Origin of the sequence: Pseudomonas baetica, assembly GCF_002813455.1 — a bacterium.
GTDB classification, from domain to species: Bacteria; Pseudomonadota; Gammaproteobacteria; order Pseudomonadales; family Pseudomonadaceae; genus Aquipseudomonas; species Aquipseudomonas baetica.
The window spans coordinates 1885091-1896966 of the sequence record NZ_PHHE01000001.1 but is presented as its reverse complement, the minus strand read 5'-3'; the positions used below and the strand labels follow the sequence as shown (position 1 = coordinate 1896966).

The following is an 11876-nucleotide window of genomic DNA, read 5'->3' as shown; positions in this document are numbered from 1 at the left end:
ACTGATGCACGAGCCCGGCATATTTGATCGACCGGACGACACTGAATCCACTTTTTCGAGACCCTTATCATGTCCGCCACCGCCGCCACCATCCTTGTAGTAGAAGACGACGCCATCGTGCGCATGCTGATCGTCGATGTGCTGGAGGAACTGGACTTCAAAGTGCTGGAAGCGGACGGCAGTGAGCAGGCGCTGGAATTCCTCAAGAATGAAAATCAGCCCATCGATCTGATGATGACCGATGTCGGCCTGCCGGGCATGGATGGCCGCGAACTCGCCACCGAAGCGCGGGCTCTGCGCTTTGAGTTGCCGATCCTGTTTGCCAGCGGTTATGCCGAGAGCATCGATGTGCCTGCGGGCATGCACATCATTGGCAAACCGTTCTCAATTGATCAATTGCGTGACAAGGTCAGTGAAATAATCGGCTAACGTAAATTTCCCAATGAAAACTTCGAGGCCAGAAACATAACCTGACAGTAATAACCGGGCCTCTTGTCAACGGCACCCGACACATTTTACCCACGCAAAGCCAATGGCCGTCACAACAACAAGTTGTGACGGTCGTTTTTATTTATCTCATATAAAGTTCTCGCAATAGAAACTTACGCCACAGCGCTTGCCTGCGATCAATCCATAAAAGAAAGTTCCCGAACTGCAAATACAGTTCACCCAGGGTTCTTCATGATCAATATTAATATCAGCGCCTCGGCGTACAAACTATCTCGTGGCGCACCGACAAAAGTCGCCCATTATGATTCACTAATGACTGACAGACGCGAACGCCTGCAAGTTATCGATAAACTGACCACCGTTGTGCGCAGGTACGCACACGCTGAGAGCATCGTTCACTGGGACGCCCAGATCTTTCTGGCGCCTGAGTCAGCGCTGCACAATGCCCTCAAACCCGGCATCGCCATCTTGCAGGAAATGACCGCGAAGGTTGAATTGCAGCTACTGCTGGGCAAACTTCAGATTCCTTCTCATGCCGTATTGAGTGTTACCGCCAGTGGCCAGATAGATGCCCGCTTCGACGGTCAGGCACGAATATTCAGTCATGCAGAAAAACTTGCGCCGACACTGCAGGAAGACCTTCAGCTATTGTATGAACTGGCGGAACTGGCCGGTGGCAGTATTACTCTCGACGACCACGTTGATATCGTCCAATGGCTTAAGTTTCACCAATTCAATGTTCCGCAAACCGCTATGGACGCGCAGCGGTTGCTGGCTTTCTTGCAATACGAATATCCCGCCAGCCCGCCCTTGGGCAACTATTGGGAAATGCTCAATGGCAACGACGTCAACGCAAAAGCCCTACTGCCAGAGCAACGTAACCAGATCCGCGCCTTAACCCGGCAATACACCGGCGGACAGCCATTGCTGAGCCATCTGGCAGACATCATTCACGGTGGGCGCGCCACCCCGTTCAAGCGGTCCGAGGCACAATCGGTCGTGTCGGCTCTCGCTGCCAGCCCTATTGCACGTCGCTACGCAGAAACTTACCTCAGGGATCTGGACTGGTTCGGCGCGCGCGATGATCAGCGTGTTGCACAGGAACACTTACAGCAGTTGCTGTTGACCGCCATCGTGCTGGATCTCTATCCAGCGTGCGCAGAAGACGAACCCCGTAATCATGTCGCCGGCTTCAATCTCTACGCGGCCGAACATATGGAAATGACTTTTGCCGACGTGCACACAAAGCTCGAAGAACATTTGCTTGAGCATTGTGCAATCGGTGAGATGGAACTCGCACTGGCGAGCCATTTGCTGTTAGCCAGTAAAGCGCCGGAGTTCCTCGTCAAGGATTTACCGCCGACGCTTTTTCTCGGTACGCCGCAATGGGTCGATTATTGTCGGGCAGTGGCGACCGTCGAGATCGGCGCCCCCGGTGCGTCCAGGCTGATGAATTACCAACAAGTACTCGACGTGTTGAGCTTCGCGTCGATCAGCGAATCTCAACAAGCGCTCAATGCGCTGGCGTCAGTGGACCCTGTGGTTGACTGGGCCCTGCTCAACAGCATCATCAGCCTGGATGAAACCAAAACCTCACTGCCACGCGCGCTGGAAAAGGCACTGTCAGCGTATGAGCGCTATGCACAGAGTTACACCGACACGGCGAACACGCTGTCTCGGCCACTGCCGACCCGTCGAGCGATAGCGCTGGATATCCTCAAACACGTCGCGCCTGGCTGCAGTTATCTTGAGGATGAAGTGGTTTATCAGGTTCGCAATAGACAATATCAGGACAGCTTGTCCGAGCCATTGGCGATGTCCCTGGTGGACCTGCACATGTCCAACGATCTTGCGCCAGGTGATTGGGATGTCAAACAAGGCACAAGTCTTTACACGGCGTATCCAGGTCTGCTTCGCGAACTGGTCTCTGCGCAAAGTCTGTTTCATCGTCAGTTCCATCGCGACTATGTGCCACATACAGAGGCGATGGCCACGCACCTGAAACTTGCGTTCTCCTCAATACCCAAGGTTGATCGTGAGCGATTGCTGCAAGGGCGGATCACGCTCTTCACCGTGAGGTCTTCTGCGGCAATAGTCCCCACGCCCTCCATGGACATTGCGTTAACGCCGTTCGATCTCATCGGCAACGTCATAGACGCGGTGCACAACTTGCGACTGGTGGAAAATCAGCAAGGCAAAGACGCCGCCACCGGACGTTATGGCGTGGTGATCTGCGCGTCTGTGGAGGGGCAAGTCTATTGTTATGAACTCTTCACTTTGCAGGGTAAATGTCTCGCCAACCCCGCGCTGGGCAAACTGATCAATGATGCTGGCTTGCTAAAAACCCCTGCCCGAGAAGACTTTACCGGCAATCTCACGCAATACGGCGCACCCGCCGCCCTTATAAACATTCCCACCAACGTTGAATGCTATACGCACGGTGTACCGCCCGGTTTCGTCGCTGCCAGTCAAGGCATCATCGAGAAACTGGCCGTTTTGCCCGCGCTAAACAATCTTGATATTCAACCCAAGGGCTACTACCAAAGCTTTTTCGACGGCGATTTTGATCGGCTCGCCAACTTCGTACTCAAACATCGGCCGATTGCGACCTACGATGAATTGGTCAAGGAATGCTGGGGACACACCAGACTGGAAAAGCTGCGCGCCAAGCGTGAAGCCGATCTGGACACCCTGCTCAACATCATTGTGCCGTTCAAATCCTGTATTGAAGACATCGCCTCAGGCGACACCGACCGTCAGCTGTCCGGGGCGAAGTCCTGCATCCTTGAAGCCGCGATGACGCTGTTGCTGGTGGTCGCCGTGGTCGGAAAAATCGTCACCATCGGTGCCCGGACGGCCTCACTCGCCTCTAAAAGCTTCCAGTTGGCCAAGGCGTCCATCGGCTTTATCAATGCTGTGTTCAACCCGTTGGATGGTTGGGTTGAGTTGGCGCAAGCAGGCCAGAAAATGCTTGGCAAAGGGGTTTCCCGATTCGGCCGCGCAGGCCAGCAATCGCTGGAAATCGCCACTTTTCAGATACGCAGGCTGACCGGGCACGCGCAATCCTACGATCTGATCAAGGCCGCAGAGCGCACAGACATCGCCCACGGCATCTGGCGACCGAGTGGCGCAGCATCCGAACCGCTGACGATTCTGGCTACGCGCTACAACGATGACTGGTACGCCTTGAATCGTTTTCGTCAGCCATGGGGGGAGAAGTTGAGGAATTTCGATTTGAACATCACGCTCCCGCGCCCGCACTGGAACAAGATCCTTCCCAACACCTATGCCCGCGCGATCATCAAAAAGAGCCTGCCCGTTGCCAGCCAGAAAGTGGACGACGCCATCAAGGTCCTGGACGATCCAAACCTGATCAGCGAGTCCGGCATCGTGCTTGAGCTGCTCCTGGGAGACAACTCCGTCGATGCGCGACGCGTGTATCGGCAGTATCTGACCGACGTCAAGACAGACCTTTCACTGGTGGAACCCAAAAACATTCAACTCGACAGCACCAAAAACAGTGATGCCTATGCCGCGCTGGAATGGGGAAAATACAATGACTGGAAGAATGGAGACAGGGTTAAAAATGCAGAGAACCCGTTCATTCACGTTTACACCCGTAACTTTAATGATGCGTATCGCAACGACCATTTCAACCCTGCCGCGGCGGCAGATATTTTTGTCCATGAAATTTTCCATGGAACGCCAAGAACCAAGGATTTCGCCTATGCGCTGGACACTGGTGTTTACCAAAAGGGCTATCAGCAACTTGACTCTGCGCCATTGCTGAATCTTGCCAACGGCATGGTGTCGATGAATTTACCCAGCTTCCCGGACGTCAATTACAACCGTGGAACGGCGTTGAAAAATGCGGATTCGTTTTCGTTGGCCACATCGTTGTTAAGCCAGTTGAAAACCAACAAACCTGCGTATCAGCAGAATGTAAAAGTCATGAGAGAAGCTCTGGAGCGGGCTCGGTACGGGTTCATCCATGATCGGGCATTGATAAAGCTCAACATCCTCTGATGGTCTTGTGCGCTCTTGGCTGTTGAACGCGCCTTGGGCAAATCAGGGCGCAGGTTAGATCACAGCGACCTCGAGCATTCGACACGCAAAAAAAACCCCAGCGGTCTGGCGATCACTGGGGTTCTTTTTTGTGCCGGCTTTGCCGGGTATCGGCGCAAATGTTGGTTAGCCCTAACCTAGATGCCTGCCTGGTTGAGGACGCGCTTTGGACTGCGGTTTCAGGCCATCTTTATTGTCACTTTCCTCAACGCGGCTATCCTCTTGTGCTGGCGGGATATCCTCTGGTTTTACTTTATTCTGCTCGCCGGCACGCGTCGTCGTTCGTAGTGTAGGCTGGCTTAAAACATGATCTTTTTTAACACTCATGATTTTTCTCCAAATGACTCGACAGAAACACCATCCTGGCGCACCACCCCTCGTTTGAAACCTGTAAGAACTACCAGTTTTTAGACTGCCTGGCACTTGTGCCAATCAGCAAAAAACATAAGCCAATGCGAAAAACCTGCCTGGCATAGAGCACACCAACGCGCCGACTGTCGCTCAGTGTCCTGCACACGCCGGGGGAAACCCGACGCAGTAGCCCAAGGTGTCAAATGCTGTGGTTTAATTGCCGGCTTTTGTCGTTCCCCACCCGTTGTTTGCTCAGGATTACCGCTCATGATTCAGCCCGCCGCCACTAAAGTCCTGGTCATCGGTTACGTGTGGCCGGAACTTGCAGACTCCTTCGCGTTGACCACCTCGCTACTCAGCCAACGGAAAGCTGACAAGACTGCGTATCAACACGCAAAGAAAAACCCCAGCGGTCTGGCGATCACTGGGGTTCTTTTTTGTGCCGGCTTCGCCGGGTATCGGCGCTGGTGTTTATCTGCCCGAAACTCGCTTGTTTGGCAACAGATCAAGAAACGCTCTGGACTGCGGTGAACTGGCATTGCTTTGGTCACCCGCCTCTTCGCGTAAATTTTCCAGCGCCTCCTGAATAGGGACTTTACCCTGCCTCTGTGTCACTGGAGCCTCGTAGCTTTTAGCCTGCGCATTTGTTTTGTCATCCGTGTTTTTAAGGGCCATGACCATCACTCCTTATGCATCGATAGAAACACCATCCTGGCGCACCACCCCTCGTTTGAAACCTGTAAGAATTACCAGTTTTTAGATTGCCTGGCACTTGTGCCAATCACCAAAAAACATAAGCCAACGCGAAAAATCTGCCTGGCATAGAGCACACCAACGCGCCGATTATCGCTCAACGTCCTGCACCCGCCGGGTGCAACCCTACGCAGGAGCCCAAGGTGTCAAATGCTGTGGTTTAATTGCCGGCTTTTTTCGTTCCCCAACCGTTGTTTGCTCAGGATTACCGCTCATGATTCAGCCCGCCGCCACTAAAGTCCTGGTCATCGGTTACGTGTGGCCGGAACCCGCGTCATCGGCGGCCAGTGGGCATGTGATGCAAATCCTCGAGACCTTTGTGCAGCAAGGCTGGGATGTCACGTTCAGCAGCCCTGCCGGCCCCGGCGAGCACATGGCGGACCTTGCGCAACTGGGCATTGGCAAAGTAGCGATCGAACTGAACAACAGCAGTTTCGACACCTTCGTCAGTGAACTGGCCCCGGATATCGTCTTGTTCGATCAGTTCATGATGGAAGAACAGTTCGGCTGGCGCGTCGAAAAACACTGCCCGAACGCGTTACGCGTGCTGGAAACCTCCGACCTGCAGAGTCTGCGCCATGCCCGCCATCAACGACTCAAAGATCGTCTGAAACACAGCGATGACGCCAACGACTTCTCCTCGCTATTCGCCCCCGCATTGACGCAGGAGTTCGAACTGATGGCCGATACCGATCTGGCCAAGCGTGAAATGGCTGCGCTGTATCGATGCGACTTGAACCTGATGATCTCCGAAGTCGAAATCGAGTTGCTGGTCGAGCAATTCGGATTGCCGCGGCAGATCCTGCACTGGTGCCCGCTGATGATCGAGCCGCCAATGACTGCGCCGCGTTCTTTTGAAGAGCGGGCGCACTTCCTCAGTATCGGCAACTTTCGCCATGCGCCCAATTGGGATGCAGTGCTGTGGATGAAGAACACGCTGTGGCCATTGATCCGTGCGCAACTCCCCGGTGCGCAACTGCATATCTACGGCGCTTATACGCCCCCCAAGGCCAGCGCCCTGCACAACCCGGCCCAGGGTTTTTACATCATGAACTGGGCGGAGGATGCCCTAGAGGTCATGTCGGCAGCGCGGATATGCCTGGCGCCCTTGCGTTTTGGTGCCGGTATCAAAGGCAAACTGATTGATGCGATGCTGTGTGGCACGCCCAGCGTGACGACGCCGATTGGCGCCGAAGCCATGCAAGGCCAACATCCTTGGCCGGGAGCCGTGGCAACCAGCGCAGCGGCGTTGGCCGAAGAGGCGGTTCGACTCTATCAAGACGAAACTTGCTGGGTCGCGGCTCAATCCGCTGGTCAGTCACTATTGAGTGAGCGTTATTCAAAGCTGGAACATGGCCCGGCACTGATCGAAAAACTACGACATTTCCAGCATGACTTGCAACAACTTAGAAAGAACAATTTCACTGGAAGCATGTTGCGTCATCATTCGCACAAAAGTACTCAATACATGTCGCAGTGGATTGAAGCAAAGAACAAACAATTACAGTAGCACCCTATATTCAGTATCAATTGTCATATTGGAAAAATAACAAGCATTCGATATAAACATCCTGTTCGCGCCGCCTACATCTAACTAAGCGGCGCGCCATTTACCTAAGGATGTTATATGAGCAATCACTATTCCAACCACAACTGGATGGCCTCTACCCCTGCCATTGACACGCTGTCTCTCAGCGAACTGAGCCTGCCGGGCACTCATAATGCCGGTAGTGACTGGAAAGCCTCTTACGGGTTACTGACACCGCGCCATTTCGTGGCGTGCCAGCATGATTCTTTCTACGCACAACTGAATCACGGTTCCCGCGCGCTCGACCTGCGGTTTGTGTGCATGCCAAAGACTCAGGGTATCAAGAAATTCCGCCTGCACCATGGAGGCTTCCTGTCCTCGCGGACACTGGAGGATCTGTTAACGGATGTGCGCAAATTCCTCAGTGCCAACCCGGATGAGTTCATTATCCTGGATTGCCATGAGCTGTCGGAAAGCGAAGGCGACTTTGATGCGAAAATGTTCAGTGACACCATAAAGGATTACATTGGCCCGCTGGTTATTCGAAAAGGCGACGCACATCAGAGTCTCGCAAAGTTAAAGCAGGCCAGTGCCTTGCGGCGTATTCTGCTGGCTGCACCTACGCACCCGGACCTCGACTATGAACTGTTTACCAGGCAAGTCCACCATCAATGGAATGGTACCGCCGCAAAAAGCCACGCGACGCTAAAAGACTATATTGGGGAAGTGATAAATGACCCACCCGGCAAATGGTCGCCCTGGTCGTTATCTGCAGCCGCCTATTTCAAATTGGGCGGGCCTGTCGACATTCACGACGAGCTTGATATCTGGTTCGATCCAACCAAAAACAACTGGGCTGCCCAATGCAACATTATCAACGTCGATTTTATGGAAGAATCAAAAATCGTGGATTATTGCCGCACAGCCAATCTGGCCAAAGTGCAACGCTAGGGCAACATCAGCTCGCCATTAAATAGCTATCCTTGTGCGAATGTTTCCAAGGCTTGGCAACGCCGTCGCTGCCCTCTACGCTGGAACTTCAAGGCCCCCCGCTTGGGAGGCTCTGCAAGATCAATGCTTCGCCCCATGGACGGGGCGAATTCCAGCGACAAGGAGTTTGTCATGCCGCAAAACACGTTCGATAAAGAAAACTGGATGGATCAGGTGCTGGATGTCGGTCGATTGAAACTGACCGACATCGTCTGGCCCGGCGCACACAATTGCGGGATGGACCAAAAGGCCCCTGGCCATACGTTGATCCTGGGTAACTGGACGGCGTGCCAGGACGACTCGTTCACTGCACAATTGACCCATGGTGCCCGTGCGCTCGACATCCGGCTCGGTTACAGCTCGGGCTCCACGGCCTCGGCGTTCTACTTTCATCACAACGGCTTCAAGTCCGGGCGCACGCTCGATGATCTCATCAACGCCGTGACAAGGTTTCTCGATAAACACCCCGGCGAGTTCATCGTCCTCGACTTTCATGAGCTGAGCGACGGTGACAATTCGTTCAATTACCCGCTGTTCAATGAGGTGTTGATACGCGAACTTGGCCCGCGACTGGTTCCCTCAGAAAATGCCTCGCTGACGATTGAACAGCTCAAGCGAGCGAGCCCGCGGCGCCGAATCGTCATGGCGGTACCGCCAAGACGTGAACTGGATGACGATGTTTACTGGCCGAGAATCATCCACAGATGGACTGGATCAACGTTCACCGGCCCCGAGGAACTGCGTACGCACATCACCAACCAGCTTGCCGAGGCGCCCTACCGGTTTCTCTGGTCATTGTCGGCGACCGGCTACACGTTGCTGGGCGGGGCAACGCGCCTGAGCGAGCATATCAATGACTGGTTTCATTCTTCTCGTGGCCTGATCAACCGCTGCAGCATCATCAATATCGACTACTTCAACGACTCGGATCTCGCCCGCTATTGCTGGATTGCCTGCAGTGAAAAGGCGGTTTACGGGGAAAGAGCAACCGAAAACGTTTGAGCATCAATCATCGCACGCTGGTGAAGGGCAGGCGGAAAGAGGCATGATTGGCCGGCGATAACAACAAAAGAACTTCGTCATGACCCGATCGGCCCGCGTCACCGACCCTTCTTATGAACTGATGGACGACCATAACGGGTTGTCCATCATCTACCGTCAGCACGGTTTCCCTTGCCCGTTGGTGCGTTGGCATTTCCACAAGGAATACGAGCTGCATCTGATTGTCGCCAGTTCAGGCAAAGTATTCATCGGTGATTACATCGGTAACTTCTACCCGCAAACGCTGTTCCTCACCGGCCCCAATCTGCCGCACAACTGGATCAGCCAGGTCGCTGAAGACGAAGTGGTGGAAAAGCGCGACATGCTGGTCAACTTCACCGACGAATTGTTCGAGAGCGGCCATCAGGTGTTCGCCGAGCTCAAGACCCTCGCCCCGCTGCTGGAGCGCGCGCAGTACGGGATCGAATTCCGCTGCAAACACACGATTCGCCAGGCCATGACACTGATGCAGCGGATCGCTGACAGCAAGGGCATCACTCGTCTGGGGCACTTTTTCATCCTGATGGAGTTGCTCGCGGCCAGTGATGATTTCCAGTTACTGTCCGGCGCGACCACCCCCCAACTGGCCGACGAACACAATATCGACCGTACCAACCGCGCGGTGGATTACATCTTCAGCCACTACGCCCGAGACATTTCCCTGGAGGAAGTCGCCGAGCATCTGGGCATGACGCCGACTTACTTCAGCCGCGTGTTCAAACAGGCGACCGGACGTAACTTCATCGAATTCGTCAATCGCCTGCGCATCAGCAAATCCTGCGAGCTGCTGGCCGACGGCGACAAGCCAGTGACCGACGTGTGCTTTGAGTCAGGATTCAACAATATTTCCAACTTCAATCGACGCTTCCAGCAGCTCAAGGGCATGACGCCTTCGCATTATCGGCGCCTCGCGGTGCAGCGCCTCACTGAGCAGAACCATAACTAAAACTACGACCCACTGTGGGAGCTGGCTTGCCAGCGATGAGGCCGGCATGACCGGCATCTCCATCGACTGACCCACCGCCATCGCTGGCAAGCCAGCTCCCACAGTTTTGGCCTGTCTGCATCGCAAACCTGTACGTAACCGATCTCGCCTCTGCTCTGAAAACCCCTTCCCTGCGTTTCTCCGCGCAAAGCCCAGTGCAAAAAAGTATCGATCAAAGTGCTAGGGATGATTTGTCAGCCCTGCGATTGAAGGCTGTAATCACTGCACATTCTTCCTGCACAGGAAGACACAAAAACAATAACTGTCCTTCTGCCCCCTCTGGGTTCAGAAAAGGAGTGCACGATGCAACCCACTGCAAAAGCTCTGCTTGCCCTCACCTGCATGACCCTGAGCAGCGTCAGCCTTGGCGCCCAGACCCTGACCATCGCCACCGTCAATAACAGCGACATGATCCGCATGCAAAAGCTCTCGAAAACCTTCGAGACCGAGCATCCGGACATCAAGCTCAATTGGGTGGTGCTGGAAGAGAACGTCCTGCGTCAGCGTCTGACCACTGACATCGCCACTCAGGGCGGCCAGTTTGATGTGTTGACCATCGGCATGTACGAAGCCGCACTGTGGGGGGGCAAGGGTTGGCTGGAACCGATGAAAGATCTGCCGGCCAGTTATGCCCTTGATGACGTGTTCCCGTCGGTGCGCGAAGGCCTGTCGGTCAAGGGCTCGCTGTACGCGCTGCCGTTCTACGCCGAAAGCTCGATCACCTATTACCGCACCGACCTGTTCAAGGATGCCGGGCTGACCATGCCTGAGCGCCCAACCTGGGAGCAGATCGCCGGTTTTGCCGAAAAGCTCACTAACAAAGACAAGGAGCAGTACGGCATCTGCTTGCGCGGCAAGGCCGGTTGGGGCGAGAACATGGCGCTGATTACCACCGTCGCCAACGCTTACGGCGCCCGCTGGTTCGATGAAAAATGGCAGCCTGAATTCAACGGCCCCGAGTGGAAAAACGCGCTGAACTTCTATGTCGACACCATGAAGAAATCCGGCCCGCCGGGCGCGTCCAGCAATGGTTTCAACGAGAACCTCGCCCTGTTCAACAGCGGCAAGTGCGCGATCTGGGTCGATGCGTCCGTCGCCGGTTCGTTCGTCACCGACAAGACCCAGAGCAAAGTCGCCGATCACGTCGGCTTCACCTTTGCACCGCATCAGGTCACCGATAAAGGTTCGGCCTGGCTGTATTCGTGGGCACTGGCGATTCCGACCAGCTCCAAGGCCAAGGACGCAGCCAAAACCTTCAGCGCTTGGGCGACTTCCAAGGAATACGGTGAGCTGGTGGCGAAAACCGACGGCATCGCCAACGTGCCGCCAGGCACCCGGGCCTCGACCTACAGCGACGCGTACATGAGCGCCGCGCCGTTCGCCAAGGCGACGCTGGAGTCGCTCAAAGCGGCCGATCCGAGCAAACCGACATTGAAACCGGTGCCTTACATCGGCATTCAATTGGTGACCATTCCTGAATTCCAGGGCATTGGCACCCAGGTCGGCAAGTCGTTCTCGGCAGCGCTGATCGGCCAGACCACGGTCGACCAGGCGCTCGGCGCCGCGCAGCAAACCACCGAACGCGAGATGAAGCGCGCGGGTTATCCCAAGTAACCCGTAAAGCTCGCTCCTGCCTCCTGTGGGAGCGAGCCTGCTCGCGAAGGCGTCGTACCAGCCAATACACATGGCACTGATCCACCGCTTTCGCGAGCA

At 54.9% G+C, this 11876-nt stretch carries 9 protein-coding genes; 7 read left to right on the top strand and 2 right to left on the bottom strand.

Annotated features, from left to right (window positions below; genetic code table 11):
• Positions 1-69: 69 nt before the first annotated feature.
• Together ATI02_RS08700 and ATI02_RS08695 are read left to right on the top strand one after the other, a co-directional pair.
• Positions 70-429 (top strand): response regulator, encoded by a 360-nt coding sequence (locus tag ATI02_RS08700; protein ID WP_095189834.1) that lies wholly within the window; start codon positions 70-72, stop codon positions 427-429.
• A gap of 252 nt (positions 430-681) precedes the next feature.
• Positions 682-4476: a hypothetical protein gene (locus tag ATI02_RS08695; protein WP_146166104.1), complete on the top strand. Its 3795-nt coding sequence runs from the start codon at positions 682-684 to the stop codon at positions 4474-4476.
• Positions 4477-4647: 171 nt separating this feature from the next.
• Here ATI02_RS08695 and ATI02_RS31960 read toward each other — a convergent pair whose 3' ends face one another.
• A complete protein-coding gene (locus tag ATI02_RS31960; RefSeq protein ID WP_146166103.1) occupies positions 4648-4842 on the bottom strand; it encodes a hypothetical protein in 195 nt (64 codons plus the stop codon).
• A gap of 495 nt (positions 4843-5337) precedes the next feature.
• Positions 5338-5541 (bottom strand): hypothetical protein, encoded by a 204-nt coding sequence (locus ATI02_RS08690; protein WP_100846041.1) that lies wholly within the window; start codon positions 5539-5541, stop codon positions 5338-5340.
• Positions 5542-5833: 292 nt separating this feature from the next.
• On the opposite strand from ATI02_RS08690, the gene ATI02_RS08685 reads away from it, so the two are divergent.
• The 5 genes from ATI02_RS08685 (at position 5834) to ATI02_RS08665 (ending at position 11777) form a co-directional block, all read left to right on the top strand.
• On the top strand, positions 5834-7129 hold the full coding sequence (locus tag ATI02_RS08685) for a glycosyltransferase (RefSeq protein ID WP_100846040.1): 1296 nt from the start codon (positions 5834-5836) through the stop codon (positions 7127-7129).
• Positions 7130-7246: 117 nt separating this feature from the next.
• Positions 7247-8098: a phosphatidylinositol-specific phospholipase C domain-containing protein gene (locus tag ATI02_RS08680; RefSeq protein WP_095189838.1), complete on the top strand. Its 852-nt coding sequence runs from the start codon at positions 7247-7249 to the stop codon at positions 8096-8098.
• Positions 8099-8269: 171 nt separating this feature from the next.
• Positions 8270-9139, top strand: a complete 870-nt coding sequence (locus ATI02_RS08675) for a PI-PLC domain-containing protein (RefSeq protein WP_100846039.1) — start codon at positions 8270-8272, stop codon at positions 9137-9139.
• A gap of 79 nt (positions 9140-9218) precedes the next feature.
• On the top strand, positions 9219-10124 hold the full coding sequence (locus ATI02_RS08670; protein ID WP_095189840.1) for an AraC family transcriptional regulator: 906 nt from the start codon (positions 9219-9221) through the stop codon (positions 10122-10124).
• Positions 10125-10466: 342 nt separating this feature from the next.
• The gene (locus ATI02_RS08665) at positions 10467-11777 is read left to right on the top strand and encodes an ABC transporter substrate-binding protein (protein ID WP_100846038.1); all 1311 of its coding nucleotides are present in this window, start codon (positions 10467-10469) and stop codon (positions 11775-11777) included.
• The last annotated feature ends 99 nt before the right edge of the window (positions 11778-11876 follow it).

Coding starts and splice junctions, on each gene's coding strand:
- ATI02_RS08690 (WP_100846041.1), bottom strand. CDS start 5,541: ATGGCCCTTAAAAACACGGATGACAAAACAAATGCGCAGGCTAAAAGC.
- ATI02_RS08675 (WP_100846039.1), top strand. CDS start 8,270: ATGCCGCAAAACACGTTCGATAAAGAAAACTGGATGGATCAGGTGCTG.
- ATI02_RS08695 (WP_146166104.1), top strand. CDS start 682: ATGATCAATATTAATATCAGCGCCTCGGCGTACAAACTATCTCGTGGC.
- ATI02_RS08670 (WP_095189840.1), top strand. CDS start 9,219: ATGACCCGATCGGCCCGCGTCACCGACCCTTCTTATGAACTGATGGAC.
- ATI02_RS08680 (WP_095189838.1), top strand. CDS start 7,247: ATGAGCAATCACTATTCCAACCACAACTGGATGGCCTCTACCCCTGCC.
- ATI02_RS08685 (WP_100846040.1), top strand. CDS start 5,834: ATGATTCAGCCCGCCGCCACTAAAGTCCTGGTCATCGGTTACGTGTGG.
- ATI02_RS08665 (WP_100846038.1), top strand. CDS start 10,467: ATGCAACCCACTGCAAAAGCTCTGCTTGCCCTCACCTGCATGACCCTG.
- ATI02_RS31960 (WP_146166103.1), bottom strand. CDS start 4,842: ATGAGTGTTAAAAAAGATCATGTTTTAAGCCAGCCTACACTACGAACG.
- ATI02_RS08700 (WP_095189834.1), top strand. CDS start 70: ATGTCCGCCACCGCCGCCACCATCCTTGTAGTAGAAGACGACGCCATC.